At 39.7% G+C, this 15,306-nt stretch carries 19 protein-coding genes; 1 reads left to right on the plus strand and 18 read right to left on the minus strand.

Annotated features, from left to right (window positions below; genetic code table 11):
* Positions 1-382 precede the first annotated feature (382 nt).
* From spoVG to metG, 10 genes are all read right to left on the minus strand, one after another.
* Positions 383-682, minus strand: a complete 300-nt coding sequence (gene spoVG / locus BN997_RS00150) for a septation regulator SpoVG (protein ID WP_042528574.1) — start codon at positions 680-682, stop codon at positions 383-385.
* A gap of 301 nt (positions 683-983) precedes the next feature.
* Complete coding sequence (purR, locus tag BN997_RS00155) at positions 984-1,799, minus strand: pur operon repressor (RefSeq protein WP_042528575.1); 816 nt, start codon at positions 1,797-1,799, stop codon at positions 984-986.
* A gap of 65 nt (positions 1,800-1,864) precedes the next feature.
* Positions 1,865-2,716 carry a 4-(cytidine 5'-diphospho)-2-C-methyl-D-erythritol kinase gene (ispE, locus tag BN997_RS00160; RefSeq protein ID WP_042528576.1) on the minus strand — a complete coding sequence of 284 codons (852 nt, stop codon included), beginning with the start codon at positions 2,714-2,716 and terminating at the stop codon, positions 1,865-1,867.
* Between the two features lie 216 nt (positions 2,717-2,932).
* The gene (locus BN997_RS22375) at positions 2,933-3,109 is read right to left on the minus strand and encodes a small, acid-soluble spore protein, alpha/beta type (RefSeq protein WP_084612794.1); all 177 of its coding nucleotides are present in this window, start codon (positions 3,107-3,109) and stop codon (positions 2,933-2,935) included.
* 153 nt (positions 3,110-3,262) lie between these two features.
* Positions 3,263-3,526: a biofilm formation stimulator Veg gene (veg, locus tag BN997_RS00165; protein WP_042528577.1), complete on the minus strand. Its 264-nt coding sequence runs from the start codon at positions 3,524-3,526 to the stop codon at positions 3,263-3,265.
* Between the two features lie 310 nt (positions 3,527-3,836).
* Entirely contained in the window at positions 3,837-4,712 is an 876-nt protein-coding gene (gene yabG, locus BN997_RS00170; protein WP_042528578.1) for a sporulation peptidase YabG, read from the minus strand.
* 96 nt (positions 4,713-4,808) lie between these two features.
* A complete protein-coding gene (gene rsmA / locus BN997_RS00175; RefSeq protein WP_042528579.1) occupies positions 4,809-5,693 on the minus strand; it encodes a 16S rRNA (adenine(1518)-N(6)/adenine(1519)-N(6))-dimethyltransferase RsmA in 885 nt (294 codons plus the stop codon).
* Positions 5,686-6,252, minus strand: a complete 567-nt coding sequence (gene rnmV / locus BN997_RS00180; RefSeq protein ID WP_042528580.1) for a ribonuclease M5 — start codon at positions 6,250-6,252, stop codon at positions 5,686-5,688. The genes rsmA and rnmV overlap by 8 nt, the downstream gene beginning before the upstream one ends.
* 36 nt (positions 6,253-6,288) lie before the next feature.
* A complete protein-coding gene (locus tag BN997_RS00185) occupies positions 6,289-7,056 on the minus strand; it encodes a TatD family hydrolase (RefSeq protein ID WP_042528581.1) in 768 nt (255 codons plus the stop codon).
* Positions 7,057-7,140: 84 nt separating this feature from the next.
* Positions 7,141-9,150, minus strand: coding sequence for a methionine--tRNA ligase (metG, locus tag BN997_RS00190; protein ID WP_042528582.1), 2,010 nt, complete (start codon positions 9,148-9,150; stop codon positions 7,141-7,143).
* A gap of 541 nt (positions 9,151-9,691) precedes the next feature.
* On the opposite strand from metG, the gene BN997_RS00195 reads away from it, so the two are divergent.
* A complete protein-coding gene (locus BN997_RS00195; RefSeq protein ID WP_040977653.1) occupies positions 9,692-9,967 on the plus strand; it encodes an AbrB/MazE/SpoVT family DNA-binding domain-containing protein in 276 nt (91 codons plus the stop codon).
* Between the two features lie 86 nt (positions 9,968-10,053).
* On the opposite strand, the gene rsmI is transcribed toward BN997_RS00195, so the two are convergent.
* The 8 genes from rsmI to BN997_RS00235 form a co-directional block, all read right to left on the minus strand.
* Positions 10,054-10,935, minus strand: a complete 882-nt coding sequence (gene rsmI / locus BN997_RS00200) for a 16S rRNA (cytidine(1402)-2'-O)-methyltransferase (RefSeq protein WP_042528583.1) — start codon at positions 10,933-10,935, stop codon at positions 10,054-10,056.
* Positions 10,932-11,207, minus strand: coding sequence for a GIY-YIG nuclease family protein (locus BN997_RS00205; RefSeq protein ID WP_042528584.1), 276 nt, complete (start codon positions 11,205-11,207; stop codon positions 10,932-10,934). Before BN997_RS00205 ends, rsmI begins: the two co-directional genes overlap by 4 nt.
* A complete protein-coding gene (locus tag BN997_RS00210; protein ID WP_042528585.1) occupies positions 11,200-11,940 on the minus strand; it encodes a tRNA1(Val) (adenine(37)-N6)-methyltransferase in 741 nt (246 codons plus the stop codon). The genes BN997_RS00205 and BN997_RS00210 overlap by 8 nt, the downstream gene beginning before the upstream one ends.
* 246 nt (positions 11,941-12,186) lie before the next feature.
* On the minus strand, positions 12,187-12,549 hold the full coding sequence (gene yabA / locus BN997_RS00215) for a DNA replication initiation control protein YabA (protein ID WP_042528586.1): 363 nt from the start codon (positions 12,547-12,549) through the stop codon (positions 12,187-12,189).
* Between the two features lie 16 nt (positions 12,550-12,565).
* Entirely contained in the window at positions 12,566-13,390 is an 825-nt protein-coding gene (locus tag BN997_RS00220) for a PSP1 domain-containing protein (RefSeq protein WP_042528587.1), read from the minus strand.
* Positions 13,391-13,394: 4 nt separating this feature from the next.
* A complete protein-coding gene (holB, locus tag BN997_RS00225; RefSeq protein ID WP_042528588.1) occupies positions 13,395-14,384 on the minus strand; it encodes a DNA polymerase III subunit delta' in 990 nt (329 codons plus the stop codon).
* 83 nt (positions 14,385-14,467) lie between these two features.
* Positions 14,468-14,899 carry a YaaR family protein gene (locus BN997_RS00230; RefSeq protein ID WP_042528589.1) on the minus strand — a complete coding sequence of 144 codons (432 nt, stop codon included), beginning with the start codon at positions 14,897-14,899 and terminating at the stop codon, positions 14,468-14,470.
* A gap of 59 nt (positions 14,900-14,958) precedes the next feature.
* Positions 14,959-15,288, minus strand: coding sequence for a cyclic-di-AMP receptor (locus tag BN997_RS00235; protein WP_040977662.1), 330 nt, complete (start codon positions 15,286-15,288; stop codon positions 14,959-14,961).
* Between the last annotated feature and the right edge of the window lie 18 nt (positions 15,289-15,306).

Below are 15,306 nucleotides of genomic sequence, written 5' to 3' on the forward strand. Positions count from 1 at the left end.
TTCAATAAAATAAAAGGTTTTATTTCTATATCTTATGTTATCATATTTTTATTTTTTTCGTGACATCGCTTAACTAAAATACGAAAAAAACTTTCATTGCTGCATTCATTGGTTTATTACAGACAAAACGGCAGCCGGCAGCTCAAATTAATCCCATAAAATACCAGATTTGTTATTATTAAAAAGCCTTTGAGGACGCAGCAAATATATTTTTTCTACAAACGATTGCTGCGGAAATATACTACATCAGCCAGTTGCCTTGATCACATTTAATTTGATTTTTCGGCCATATGGTGCTGCTCCAATAAAAAAGAACAAAAAAAAGAAGGCAAATCTTCATTCAGATTTCTACCTTCTCGCCCAATCGCCCTCCAGCGTATGTTCAGGAAACACCGGCTTCTTCTTTATAGCCTAGTCCCTCTTCATTCTCACGTTCACGTTGATACTCCCCTAAAACAGCTTCTTGAATTTTTGAGCGTGTTCCAGAATTAATCGGATGAGCAATATCCCTAAACTCTCCGTCTGGCGTCCGCTTTGACGGCATTGCAACAAATAATCCACTATTCCCGTCGATGACACGGATATCATGGACAACAAACTCGTTGTCTAATGTGATTGAGGCAATGGCCTGCATTCTTCCATCTGTTTTTACGCGGCGCAATCTTACGTCAGTTACTTCCATGATGTTTCACCACCTTTTTCCTAATTCAAAAATCATCCTTTATACTTATACTATTTCAACATAAATTACAAAAATCCTTCTTATAAATACCAATAAAATAAAATATTTTAAATTTATTCTCCCCTATACCTAAGAATTGATTTGTTTTCGACTTTCTTAGTCATTATTATCCACCTTTTTCTTCCAAGTAAAATGATTGTCTAAAAACAATGAAATTTCATCTTTTTAATCAATCAAATGTATAAAAAAAGACCTTAATCTGTAAATAGATTAAGATCTGTATCGTATGCTTGGATACGGTTTATTCCATTTGATAATTCCCCGGCAGTACAGACACATGATGATTCTGTATGTCGACAGGAGATATTTTCAAGAGGGACGTATAATCGGTAATCACTCTTTCATCTTCCTCATCATCTGCTTCTGCCAGTACTCCAACAGCCTGTACCGTTGCAGAGAATTCCTCCAAGAGGCTTTTTATCCCTGTAATCGTTCCCCCTGCTTTCATAAAATCATCGATGATACATACGTTTGAGCCATCAGGCAGACTGCGCTTTGGCAGCACCATCGTTTGAATTTTCCGGGACGATCCAGAAACATAATTGATACTTACAGAGGATCCTTCTGTTACTTTGGGGTCTCTGCGCGCAATAACAACCGGCACATTTAAAAAGGATGCTGTTGCATACGCCAAAGGAATCCCCTTTGTTGCAACAGTGACAATTGCATCAATCTCTAAATGGGCAAAGCAGGAAGCAAAGACACGGCCAATTTCCCGGACCATGGAAGGGTCACCAAGGATATCGCTCATATACAGATACCCTCCTGGAAGAATACGGGCAGGATCTTCTAACTTTTTCTGAAGCGTGGAAATAAACTCTCTGCTTGATTCTGCCGAGCTGGTAGCAATATATTTCACACCGCCGCCAGCTCCGGTCGTTCTCTCCAGATACCCCAATCCTTTTGTTTGAAAAACTTCATGTATAATATCTAAATCCTCACTTATCGATGACTTCGTTGTATCACAAAGCTCGACAAAGTAAGGCAATTGAATATGTTTCCTCGGGTTTTCTAAAAAGTACTCTGTTAACACAACCAATCGATTACTTCTTTTCAAACTCACACCTCAAATCCGAATGTTCTTAATATAATATAGCATTTTCATATGCATTTTAGCAATGCCTATCCTAACATTCGGATTAATTGAACGTCCTTGCAAAAGCCCCGCATACTGTTATAAATCCGCAGTGCCTTCCGGTGATGCTTCATTAAGCCAAACACGGTCGGCCCGCTCCCGCTCATCATCACACCTTCTGCTCCTGCCAGCTGCATCGCTTCCTTCAGCCGTGCAACTTCCGGATGCATGGAAAAAGTAATTGGCTCCAATGCATTTCCCAGATGATTGCACAGCTTTGAAAAGTCTCTTTCCTCCAAAGCTGCCAGTACCTGCTTAGTATTTGGGTGCTGTAACTCCGGAATTTTAATTTGATCAAATACGGTATAGGAGGATACACCAATATCCGGTCTGGCAAGAACAACCCAGCAGGTAGGCGGGGCAGGCAAGAGTTCAATGCACTCGCCGTAACCTTTTGCTATCGCTGTTTTACTGTGAACGCAAAAAGCAATATCCGCTCCTAATTGCGATCCTAAATCAGCTAATTCAGCTAACGGGATATTCAGTCCCCATAATCGGTTTAATCCCCGTAAAACCGCTGCAGCATCAGCACTTCCACCAGCCAATCCAGCGGAAACAGGAATCGATTTATCAATTTGGATGTGAACACCTTTTTTGATATTGTACGTTTTCTTAAATAAAATTGCTGCTTGATATGCTAAATTCCGTTCATCGCTGGGAACATAACGGCTTTCCAAAGATAATTGAATTTTATCTGCAGGTAATTCCCGTAATTCTAAACGATCTGCTAAGTCTATCGTTGTCATGACCATTTCAACATCATGATAGCCATCCTCCCGCTTATTTAGTACATCTAATGATAAATTTATCTTAGCAGGCGCCTTCTCCATGACAAGCATCTTCAATCACATCCTCAAAGCGTTGGAAATTCGTTCACCTATTTGAAACCATAGCTACGTCCATAAAAATATGTTTTATTGTATCATAATCAAAACACGTAGGCTAATTTAGTTTAAGAAAGGGTTTCAAGGGCAGCCGAAAAAAGTTCCCGGTCAAGCTTTCCAGTCTCCTGAAGCCGGGAACAGAACTGCGTTAAAACAAAAAAGCAAGCCCGGTCAGGACTCGCTCTTTTTCATACTTTCTTCTGCCATTTCTATCGCCCGTTTCACCATATTACCGGCATCACGAGCTTTTATTCCTCCCCAGCCTTCCTGCTGTACCGTATCGTAAAATCCTAATTCTTTCGCTATTTCTTCTTTCATTTGTGCGGACATAATCCCTCGTCTACCCATATAAAAGCTCCCCTTTACGAATGAAGTTTTATTTTATCGACAGGCAATTATAGCTTATGTACTTTTCCTCCATTCAATCGCAAAAGAATTAACCAAGAGAACCATTTTCTGTTCTTTTTACCCAATATAAAAAACAGCAGACAATATGCTTGTCTACTGTTTAAAAAATACCGCTGAACTTCCTTCCACAAAATTCAGCTCCACCGTTTCTGTCAATATGTCTGTATAGCTGTATGAAACCCGTTCGAATGCATTCTCGTCCTGGTCAAGCTCAACAATGAAAACAGAGGGATATGTCTCCGCTAGAACACCGCATCTTTCAACGGTTTTCCGTCTTCCGCCATTCGCTCTGAGCCTTAACCGTTTACCTACCTGACCATCTAGACCTTGCTTGATTTCGATCAACGTTTTGCCCACTACACTCCACCTCACATACATTTATTTTAGCATATACGCCGATGAAATGTCAAGCAAAACAAACAATTATATCAGCATATGTTTTAGATTGTCAACTATTTATTTTGTCTATTTCTGATATTATTTGTCATGATGCTATTTTTATACATAAATTGTCACAAAAAAATGCATAAGAGGCTGATTTTATAAAAATTACAAAAAAATAACTAATCAGAATGGTCTAATTACAGGTTCCAATTCCTTGGAAAGAAAGATGAACAAAAGCACACCTCTTATTCCCATTACTGCCTTTTCTAAGCAGTTTTTGAGATTATAATTCATCTTCGTCCTCATTCGCTAAGTAAGGCATGCCTGTTCGTAATAATCCCCTTGTCTGTATTCCTCCTAATCCTTTTTCTCCCGTTAACGTATTACGGAGCGCTTCCCACACCGATACACTTTCCATAAATGACGTGTACGCTACCTTTGCGACAATATAGACTGGATCCAGGGCATGAATATTGACTCTGGACGGTGAGCTGGCAAAATTGGATCCCGCACGAATCAATGACTCAAAATGCGATTGGCATGCTCCTGCAAAAATGACGAGCTGATCCAGATTCGGATAAACGTTCCTCGCTTCCCGCACAGCCTCTACAAAATATTTAGAATGGCGGTAGGCACTTAAATCATGCTTCATCCCCTTATTATGTGAATAAGCATCGTGGCCCGTAATAACCATAATATCCGGCTGGATTTTCTCAAGCAGATCTTTTATTTGAAAAGGCATTTCTGTTTCCGTTAAGTGAACACCATGCACTTGCAGCCCAATACGCTGATATAATTGGATACACTTTCTTAAATAGGACGGATCTCCATCAATATGAAGGACTTTTGCCGGCAATTGAAAATAATTTGCAGCATCCGTATAACCTTCTGTTGCTTCATAATTTCTTTTTTCTTTCATCATTTGATAGTCCTGACGAAATAATCGATAGGAGGATTCTTGTTTTTCTCTGTCCTCCGCTTTTCTTTTTTTATGCTCTCTTTGATCCACTAACGTTAAATCGGATAGAGCTGCATCTGCTTTTAATCGCAGTTCTTCCCCATGAAGGACAGCAGCTCCTTTTTTGACCTCTGCCACACGGAATAATAAATCATGATTATATGATTTCCTTGTTACTAACGCACCCTTCTGTATATCCATCGCTGCACCTCTCACCTTTTACTCTTTGTCATTGTATGAATAAAAGCACAGCTCTGTTCCATTTAAAAAAACTGATCAAAAGATTATATCTTCTGATCAGTTTTTTGGAAGCTCTTTATGGATTACATTTGCCAAGGATGAAAATTCCTCCATGGTTAAGGTTTCACCGCGTCTTCCTCCATCTATTGCTGCGTTTTCTAGGAAGGTTTCTATTTGCTGTTTTGCAAATTTATCCTGCAAAAACCGGTTTAAGTTATTACGGAGGGTTTTTCTTCTTTGAGCAAAGCTTGCTTGAATCAATTCAAAAAAGAAATCTACATTATCTACTTGAACAGGCGGTTCTTTGCGCATCACAAGCTTTAACACACTAGAATCGACATTAGGCTGCGGCATAAACACCTGCTTCGGCACATTTAAAACGACACTGGCTTCCGTATAGTATTGTACGGCAATGCTAAGCGAGCCATAGCTTTTGGTATTTGGGACAGCAGCCATTCTATCCGCTACTTCTTTTTGGATCATCACAGTCAGGCTGGTAACCGGAAGCTGATCACGTACAAGCTTCATCAAAATTGGTGTCGTAATATAGTAAGGAAGATTAGCAACGACATGAATATCCTGACCTTCCTCGAAATGTGTCCGAATCACTTCTTCTACATTCGCCTTTAAAATATCATGATGAATAATTTCTACATTATCATAATCGGCTAACGTCTCTTCTAAAATCGGGAGCAGGCGCTGGTCAATCTCAAATGCAACGACCTTGTCTGCATGAATAGCTAATTGCTCCGTTAAAGCACCCATTCCAGGCCCAATTTCAATGGCACCCGATTCCTTTGTAATCCCCGCTTGATGAATGATATTCTCTAATACATTTACATCAATCAGGAAGTTTTGTCCTAAGCTTTTTTTAAATGCAAAACTATATTTGTTCAGCAGTTCTTTTGTTCTCGATGGTGTTGCAATATATTTTTTAGACATCCTGCTCCTCCTGCTCTATAACTTCCATCGCTTCTTCCAATTGTTCCTTGGAAATTTGGAATTGGGTAAGGCGTTTTAACAGCTGCTTTCCATTGGTATGTCCAATATGCAAAAGCTCTCCCAGACGTTTTCTCCGTCCGGACGCCTTCTTACCTCCAATTAATCCATAATCAATCAGGTCTGCTTTGTTAATATCGCTATCCGAAAAATCCGCTAATTCATAAACCTCCGCAAGTGCTTTTTGAATATCCTCCACAGAGGCATGTTCAATACCTAAGCTTTTATTCATGGAATGTTTTGCCTTTGCCTGATCTCTTCGTAAAAAAGCGTGCTTGCAGCCGGGGATTGCCTGATTAATTAAGTGCCTGATCCGCTCGCCCGGATAATCCGGGTCTGTAAACACAATCACTCCGCGCTTTTCTTTTGCATGACGAATTTTATCGAGCGTTGCTTTGTTCACTGCAGAACCATTTGTTTCAATCGTATCTGCATCCACAGCAAGTCTGATTCGTGTTGTGTCGTCCCGTCCTTCTACTACAATCATTTCTTTTATCTTCAATCGATTTCCTCCACTTTATTCCATAATACGACAGATTTAATCAATTTTAAAAAATCGTTTCGCATTCTCAGTTGTAATATTTCCAATTTCCGCTGTATCCATGTCACGTAATGCCGCAATATCTTCCGCTACACGTGCTACATATGCCGGCTCATTTCTTTTTCCACGGTATGGATGCGGTGCTAGAAATGGGGCATCTGTTTCAATCAGCAGACGGTCTAAAGGAACCTGCTTTGCTACTTCCTTCGGCAATGGAGCATTCTTGAAGGTTACCGGACCGCCTAAGGAAATATAAAAATTCATATCCAGACATGTCTGGACATATTGGACAGAATCATTGTAACAGTGCATGATGCCGCCAACCTCTGCAGCGTTTTCTTCCTGCAGGATAGCAATAATATCTTCTGTCGCTTCCCGGTTATGAATAATAATCGGCATTTTTACTTTTTTAGCAAGTGCGATTTGCTGACGAAAGACCTTCTTCTGTATATCTTTCGGCGATTTATCCCAATGATAATCCAAGCCCATCTCGCCAATCGCGACCACTTTAGGATGTTCCGTTAATTCTTCAATCCATTCCAATTCTTTCTCTGTCATATCGATTGCATCAACAGGATGCCAGCCGACTGCCGCATATATATTCTCATGTGCTTCCGCGATTTCAATAGCCAGGGGAATGGTTTCATGATCAAAACCAACCACGACCATATATTCCACACCTGCATCCTTTGCACGCTGAATTATCTCTTCTCTATCTTCAGCAAACTGCCTTGCGTTTAAATGAACATGTGTGTCAAATAACATTCTAATCATCCTTTTTTTGTTCTTCTATCGAAAAGGAAGGAGCTGACATGAACACGATGACAGCTCCCTTCCATCTATTATTAATTAAGAAATCGGCGATCCGTTTGGTGCGCTTTCCGGTGCTGGAACGATTTCTAATTTCCCGTCCTTCTCGGCAGAAAGAATCATTCCCTGACTGATTTCTCCGCGCATTTTACGCGGTTTAAGGTTCGCTACGATAACAACCTTTTTCCCAATCAATTTTTCCGGTTCCGGGTAATATTCTGCTATTCCCGACAAAATTTGTCTGTCTGCTTCATCACCAGCGTCCAGGCGGAATTTCAATAGTTTATCTGCACCTTCGACCTTACTGCAGTCTTTCACTTCCGCAACTTTCAGCTCTACTTTATCAAATACATCATATTTGATTTGTTTTTCTTTGGTAGAAACAAGCTCCGTTTCATTCGGGTCCCAAGCCTCTTCTTCATCAGCTGCAGCAGTTCCTCCCATTTGGGAACGGATATATTCTACTTCTTCTTCCACATCTAAACGAGGGAAGATAGGCTGCCCTTTTTTCACAACGGTAGTGCCTTCCGGGAAGTTTCCAAACGGAACATTCTCCCAGGCTAATCCGCCGGCTTCGTCTAAACCAAGCTGCTCGATGATTTTTTTCGGTGCATGCGTCAGACAAGGCTGAAGCAGCGTTGCAACAACGCGTAATGTTTCTGCCAGATGTGCCATAACACTTGCCAGTTCAGGACGCTTTTCCTCATCTTTCGCAAGAATCCATGGCTGTGTTTCATCAATATATTTATTCGCACGGGAAATTAACGTCCATACTTTTTTCAATGCATTACTGAATTCCATCTGCTCCATCGATTCTTGATAATCCTGAATAACAGATGCTGCCAGCTCCTGCAGATCGGCATCTTCTTTATTAATAACGCCGTTTACTGTAGGGACTTTTCCGTCAAAATATTTATTAATCATCGCTACAGTACGGTTCAATAAGTTCCCTAAATCATTTGCTAAATCATAGTTTACTCTGGAAACAAAATCTTCCGGTGCAAAAACGCCATCACTGCCAAAAGCAACTTCTCTCATTAAGTAGTAACGTAAAGCATCGAGACCATAACGCTCTACAAGCATTTCCGGATAAACCACATTTCCTTTTGATTTCGACATTTTTCCGTCTTTCATCAACAACCAGCCGTGGCCGAATACTTTCTTCGGAAGCGGCAAGTCTAAAGCCATCAGCATAATCGGCCAATAAATGGTATGGAAACGAACAATTTCTTTCCCTACCATATGCACGTCTGCCGGCCAATATTTTTGGAAGTTTTCATCATCATTTGTACCATAGCCTAATGCTGTGATATAGTTTGCCAATGCATCGATCCATACATAAATCACATGCTTTGGATTACTTGGTACCTTGACTCCCCAGCTGAAGGTAGTACGGGATACAGCTAAATCCTCTAAACCTGGTTTAATGAAGTTATTAATCATTTCATTTTTACGCGACTCCGGCTGAATAAAATCTGGATGATCCTCGTAATATTTCAATAAGCGATCTGCATATTTACTCATCCGGAAGAAATAGGACTCCTCTTTAATCAGCTCAACAGGGTGACCACTGTCCGGTGACTTCCCGCTGATAACATTACCATCCTCGTCCCTTTCAACATCTTCCAGCTGTGTTTCCGTATAAAACGTTTCATCCGGTACAGAATACCAGCCCTCATATTCATCCAGGTAGATATCTCCTTGTTTTAAGAAACGCTCAAAAATATCAGCTACAACCTTCTGATGCTGTTCATCGGTTGTGCGAATAAATTTATCATTGCTGATTTCAAGTTTCTTCCATAAATCCTGCATTCCAGCAGCCATGCCATCTACATATTCTTGCGGAGAGATATTTTGTTCAGCAGCCTTCTGCTCAATTTTTTGTCCATGCTCATCACTGCCTGTTAAATAAAACACATCAAACCCTAATAAGCGCTTATATCGCGCCATCGTATCACAAGCTATCGTTGTGTATGCACTGCCAATATGTAATTTTCCGCTCGGATAATATATTGGCGTTGTAATGTAAAAAGTATTTTTGCTTCCCATCCGTTTTATTCCTCCTAGATTTGTTCCTATTTAAAAAATCTTGTCCTGAGATGTACAAGTGGCAGAAAGATTTCCCATTTACCTATAAAAAGATACATGCTATGAAACAAGCATTGCCATCTCATCCGAAAAAGATTCAAAATCAACTTTTAGAATTTCAGCTTTCGCCCTATTTTTTATGGTATCACATGACGCATATAAAATATCAACATCTATTGTAGCTATTATAACGTAATTTGCCAAATTGTGTACCTATTCACTCATTCTTTATCCAACTTCTTAGAAATTAATTTTACAAAAAAGAGATACTTTCTTCCTCTTAAATAAATAAAAACGGATAAAAACCTGAATATTTATGAAAAAGGAATAAAACTTTTCCTTTTACAGTAAAATTGTATTGACAATACCAAATATTGTTGCTATTCTAATGTTATCAGTACCGACTAGTAACGACATTTTTTGCAATTTATCTCATTATTTGAAATTGTAATACTTATTTATTCAGAAAATTTTATTAAATCTAACATTGGAGGAATGAAGAATGAAATCTACTGGTATCGTACGTAAGGTTGATGAGCTTGGTCGCGTAGTTATTCCTATTGAATTACGCCGCACCCTTGATATTAAAGAGAAAGATACAATGGAAATATACGTAGACAATGATCGTATTGTCTTGAAAAAATACCGCCCAAATATGACCTGTCAAATCACTGGAGAGCTGACAGATGATAATCAGACCCTGGCTGACGGCAACCTTATCCTTAGCCCAGAGGGTGCAAAAATTTTACTGGAAGAAATTCAAAACCGTTTTAAATAAATTTAAAAGGCAAAAAAAGGATGACCTACGTACATAGAGGAGGTCGTCCTTTTTTTGCCTTTATTATCTAGCGAACTGGAACAAAGCTAATCAATATGGTAGCTCTGATAAACTTCCCTTTTCGGCACTTTCCGTTCGATGGCTGCCTGCTTAATGGCTTCTTTACTGGATAGATGCTCTTTATCCATCAATGCTTCTACATGTTCTTTCACAGATAACGCTTCCCACCAGCTTGATTCCTGCTCAAATGAAGCTGATTCTGCTTCCGTTGGACCTTCTACCACAATAACAAACTCGCCTCGCATGTCATTTTTCTTACTCCATGAAAAAAGTTCTTGTATGGTACCTCTAACAAATTCTTCAAATTTCTTAGAGATTTCTCTTCCTATGGCCGCTTTCCTGTCATTTAGGATACCTTCCATTTCCTGCAGGGTATCTTTGATGCGGTAAGGAGATTCATAAAAAATTAAAGTTGTATTAAAATTTTTTAATTTCTCCAGTGTTTCTTTTTTATCTTTTTTCTTTCTGGGAAGAAAACCGTAAAATGTAAAAGGCTGTGCTGTTAGGCCAGACCCGACCAGTGCTACGAGTGCCGCATTGGCTCCTGGTAACACGATGACATCCAGCCCTTCTTGAATAGCTGCTTGGACCAGCTCTGAACCAGGATCAGAAATCGCAGGCATCCCCGCGTCGCTTACAACAGCAACCGATTCTCCCTGACGAATCGTATCTAAAAGCTGTTTTTCTCTTTCCTGATGATTATGCTCATGATAGCTGATGAGAGGGGTGTGAATCTCAAAATAATGAAGCAGCTTTTTTGTATTCCTCGTATCCTCCGCAGCAATCAACTTGCATTCCTTTAATACCCGAATCGCCCGAAAAGTCATATCCTCCAAATTTCCAATAGGTGTCGGGACAACGTATAATGCAGCATGCTCCTCCGGCTGATAACTATTTTGGATATTCATTCATGGCACATTCCTTTCTCATAAGCTTGAATCATTTCCAGCTTTTCCTGGCGGGTTAATTTTTTTATTCGATATTCCTCGCGCAAGGCATCTGACTTATTTTCAAATGCGCATGTATAGATGATTTCAAAAGGCCCTCTTCCTCTAGTATATTTTGCCCCTTTTCCCTCTTCATGCATACGAATCCGATGCGCTAAATCATTTGTATATCCCGTATACAGCGTTCCGTCCTGACAATGTAACATATAAACCAAATGCTCTCCGTCAGCCATAGATAACTTCCTCTGCCTGCTTCGTATAGGAACCATCCTGTTCATAAATATAGAATGGCGGCAGGATTTTCACATCTGCTTTCCCGTCACGAATCCCTTCTATCAAGAGCATATTTGCTTCCTTTCCTTGTTTCGGATAAACAAATTGCACACGTTTGGGCTCGATACGGTACTTTCTAAATTTCTCTATAATATCTACCAGGCGTCCGGGACGATGCACCATGGCAACTTTTCCCCCGGGCCGGACATATCTTTTACAAGCTTTGACGACATCCTCTAATGTACAATACACTTCATGCCTGGCAATCGTAAGGTACGCATTATGATTATGCTCTGTTGCAGAGGGTGTTTTAAAATAGGGCGGATTACAGGTAACCATATCAAAAGCACTTTGATCCAGGGTCGACTGCATTTCCTTTAAATCCCCATGAATCATTCGTAATCGAGGTTGCAAATCATTTAAAGCGACATTTCTCTCCGCCATCTGAAAAATACGTTTTTGAATCTCCACCCCAATAATTTCCGCATTTGTCTTTTTAGACAGCAATAACGGAATGACCCCATTTCCTGTACACAAATCAAGAATTTTTCCTCGTTTTTTAGGGATAGAACTAAAATGAGCTAACAACACCGCATCCAATGAAAAAGCAAACGCTGTCGGGCTTTGGATAATTTTCATCGTTTCATCTGCTAATAAATAATCTAATCGTTCATCATCATATAGCTCCACCATTGGTTCACCACATCCTTATGTTCTCATTGGACAGCTTATCAGAAAAATAGCTGCCTTCATAGGAAGACAGCCATCCAATACGATACTTACCGTACTCTATTTCATTTTATCACAGCATGAGTGACCGTCATTTTCCCCTTTAGGTTATAGAAGAAATATTTAAATATCCTTGGGGAAAAACGGTCACTTCATCTCCTGATTAACTCAAGCTAATAATCATGGAGAGAAGAACACCACTCCCCATGGTTAAAGTTTCGTTTTATCAAAGAAGTCCAAGCAAAAAATACAATCTTCGTTTCGTCTCGGACTGCCAAACTCTAAACTGCAAATATGGAAACCTTCTTCATAAAGACGTGCTAAATTATCATAGCCTTCCCCCGGAAATATTCCTTTTTGTTGTTTAGAATCGCTTTTTTCCTGCTGTTTTTCCACAGATTCTTCTGTAAAACTGTCTAGGTGATTACGCAAATGATGATTTTCATGGGCCAACCGGTGATTTTCTTCAAGCAAATCACTAAGTTTACCTTTTAAATCACCTAACTGCTCATATAATTCACCAATTTGCTTCTCCATATCGGAAACTTGATCGAATATCTCTCTGTTTCCCAAGATTGATCACCTGCCTCTATTCTGTGACTTGTGCTACAATTCCTTCTTCGATTAATTCATCTAATGTATACTCCACAACACGTTCTTTATCTAAAAGCTCAATTTGAACCATTTTTTCTAATATATTTAACCCGACAACCTTTCCTTTTCCGTGCGGTGTCGGCATCGTTTCACCAATATCCGGGAGCTCTCTTTTTGCTGTTTCATATTCATCATTCTCATATTTCAAACAGCACATTAGCCTTCCGCATAAACCGGATATTTTTGCCGGGTTTAAAGAAAGATTTTGATCCTTTGCCATTTTAATAGACACCGGCTCAAAGTCTCCTAAGAAAGTGGAACAGCAGAGCATACGGCCGCATGGACCAATTCCGCCCAGCATTTTCGCTTCATCTCTGACTCCAATTTGCCTTAATTCAATACGTGTCTTGAACATCGACGCAAGATCTTTTACAAGATTTCTGAAGTCCACTCTTCCGTCCGCTGTAAAATAGAATATGATTTTATTGCGGTCAAATGTATATTCTACATCAACCAGATTCATATCCAGCTTATGCTGCGTAATTTTATCTGTACATATGTCAAAGGCTTTTTTCGCCTGATCCTGATTCTCTATAACCGTTCGCTTATCCTTCTCGTTTGCGATTCGGATTACTTTCTTTAATGGTAAAACTACATCTTCTTCATCGACTTGCTTTTCCGTAATGACTACTTTTCCAAATTCTATCCCTCTCACTGTCTCCACGATGACATAGCTATCTGGAGTGACCGGGTAAGAATCTGGATCGAAATAGTAGATTTTACCGGCTTTCTTAAAACGTACGCCAATAACTTCTAACATTTTTTCACCTCTGTATTTGAAGCGCTAGTTGTTCAATCACCAATGTTGGCTGAACATTTGCCTTTAATTTTCTTTTCGCCATTAAAATCTGATTTAAAATAGTCAATAATTGAGCTTGGGAAAACGTGATGACTATTTTTTCTAACTTAGATGAATCATTGGATAGCAGTATCGTATTGGCGTCTGTATATATATGCTGATGTAAAATATCTTTAAATCCTAGTATTAATAAGTCCAGACCTCGTTCTTGACCTTCTCTATCTTTAAAATGAGGTATCCAATTTTGATGAATGTATGTGTAGATATCCTCAGGCTGTGCAGTATACATTTCTACCCATTGTATCACTATTTTTCGCGCGTCTGCAAACCAATCATCTTGGGCAAGTTCGAGGGCTTCTGTCAGACTGTTTGTCAATGCACTTAAAAGTTTAGCATCGGTCTCATTCACACCCTCTTGCTGTAATCTTTCCTGCAAAATCCCCGGCGGAAGCGGCTGCAAATCAATAATCTGACAGCGTGATCGAATAGTTGACAGCATGGAGTGACCATTCTCTGTAAGCATCATAGCCGTTGTTTCCACACTTGGCTCTTCTAAAAATTTCAACAATCGATTGGCAGCATTTACGGTTAATGTATCTGCATCCTTAATGATATACACCTTCTGGTTGGACTCCATTCCCGAATACGTAAATTCCTTCTGCAGATTACGCACCTGTTCTATTTTAATAGAGGCGCCATCCGGCTCAATCCAGTGCATATCCGGATGGTTTCCAGAATCAATCCGCTGGCAATTGATACAGTGATTACATGGATTCTCTCCTTGGCGATTCATACAAAATAAATACTTTGCCAACAGAAGCGCCATTTCTTTTTTGCCAGTCCCTCGATCTCCTTGGAATAAATAAGCATGGGAAATACGATTCTTCTTGATACTATTCATTATCGTCCGGGTTGCTACAGGCTGTATTTGTTCTATCTCTTCCCATGTCTTCATCATTACTTCCACCTTTAAACAGGAGCTGTTTCTATTTATTTTTATGAAAGGCTGCTAAAGTCCTTTCGATATAAAAGCTTTGCTCAAGTATAAATATTAACTAATAACCCCTTGATTTCCCCGATTAATCCGAGAATATCAATGGTTTTCTTTTCTTCATCCATTAAATCTTCTGCTAACTGGGCAATCTTTTCATCAATTATCTTCACTGTAGACAATTGCCTGCTTCCTTGCATGCTGAAGCTTTGCTTTTTTTCTAAAAGATACCCTTCCGAGGTCGCTTTTTCCAAAAAGCCCTTTACTATTCGTTTAAACTTGACTAGTTCACGAAAGGAACGATATCGGCTCAGTTTATCTCCCTGCTCCGTAATCTGCTTCACCATTTGAGTAAATTCCTGGGTCTTCAGCTGTTCCGATTGGGATTGAACAAGGTTTTGAAAAGAGGCATTATTTGTCTGCGCCGGACGCTTTAAATTGCCATCTCTCGGTGTTACGATATCACTGGAAATCTTCATTGTTCTCCCCCTTCGGTTTAATCATATTACATAGCTTGCTTTTAAAACAGAATTCCTGTTTAGAATTGATAAAAGGACTCGATAGGCAAGATGAATACCGTAGCACCGCCGACTTCTACCTTCACTGGCTTTGGAATATACGAATCGGCATTTCCTCCCATCGGAGAAATTGGCGCCACCATCTGTTCACGATGCGAGCAATTATCACGAATAATTTCAAGCGCATCATTCACATACTCATCCTCACAGCCAATCATTAACGTGGTATTGCCTTCCTTTAAAAATCCGCCTGTTGTCGCTAATTTTGTTGTCTGGAATTTATTTTCACCTAATGCGTTTACTAAACGATTGGAATCTTTATCTTGAATGACCGTTATAATTAATTTCATGATTGACCAGCCCCTTTT

Source organism: Oceanobacillus oncorhynchi (assembly GCF_000821065.1).
GTDB classification, from domain to species: domain Bacteria; phylum Bacillota; class Bacilli; order Bacillales; family Amphibacillaceae; genus Oceanobacillus; species Oceanobacillus oncorhynchi.

What these genes read in the sequence shown, in the direction of transcription:
- BN997_RS00230 (WP_042528589.1), bottom strand. Translation starts at nt 14,899, where the DNA reads ATGAAGATTTCCAGTGATATCGTAACACCGAGAGATGGCAATTTAAAG.
- BN997_RS00205 (WP_042528584.1), bottom strand. Translation starts at nt 11,207, where the DNA reads ATGGCTGACGGAGAGCATTTGGTTTATATGTTACATTGTCAGGACGGA.
- yabG (WP_042528578.1), bottom strand. Translation starts at nt 4,712, where the DNA reads ATGGATATACAGAAGGGTGCGTTAGTAACAAGGAAATCATATAATCAT.
- BN997_RS00185 (WP_042528581.1), bottom strand. Translation starts at nt 7,056, where the DNA reads ATGTTATTTGACACACATGTTCATTTAAACGCAAGGCAGTTTGCTGAA.
- holB (WP_042528588.1), bottom strand. Translation starts at nt 14,384, where the DNA reads ATGAAGACATGGGAAGAGATAGAACAAATACAGCCTGTAGCAACCCGG.
- metG (WP_042528582.1), bottom strand. Translation starts at nt 9,150, where the DNA reads ATGGGAAGCAAAAATACTTTTTACATTACAACGCCAATATATTATCCG.
- BN997_RS00235 (WP_040977662.1), bottom strand. Translation starts at nt 15,288, where the DNA reads ATGAAATTAATTATAACGGTCATTCAAGATAAAGATTCCAATCGTTTA.
- rsmA (WP_042528579.1), bottom strand. Translation starts at nt 5,693, where the DNA reads ATGTCTAAAAAATATATTGCAACACCATCGAGAACAAAAGAACTGCTG.
- ispE (WP_042528576.1), bottom strand. Translation starts at nt 2,716, where the DNA reads ATGCTTGTCATGGAGAAGGCGCCTGCTAAGATAAATTTATCATTAGAT.
- rsmI (WP_042528583.1), bottom strand. Translation starts at nt 10,935, where the DNA reads ATGAATATCCAAAATAGTTATCAGCCGGAGGAGCATGCTGCATTATAC.
- BN997_RS00210 (WP_042528585.1), bottom strand. Translation starts at nt 11,940, where the DNA reads ATGGTGGAGCTATATGATGATGAACGATTAGATTATTTATTAGCAGAT.
- spoVG (WP_042528574.1), bottom strand. Translation starts at nt 682, where the DNA reads ATGGAAGTAACTGACGTAAGATTGCGCCGCGTAAAAACAGATGGAAGA.
- BN997_RS00195 (WP_040977653.1), top strand. Translation starts at nt 9,692, where the DNA reads ATGAAATCTACTGGTATCGTACGTAAGGTTGATGAGCTTGGTCGCGTA.
- BN997_RS22375 (WP_084612794.1), bottom strand. Translation starts at nt 3,109, where the DNA reads ATGGGTAGACGAGGGATTATGTCCGCACAAATGAAAGAAGAAATAGCG.
- BN997_RS00220 (WP_042528587.1), bottom strand. Translation starts at nt 13,390, where the DNA reads ATGTTAGAAGTTATTGGCGTACGTTTTAAGAAAGCCGGTAAAATCTAC.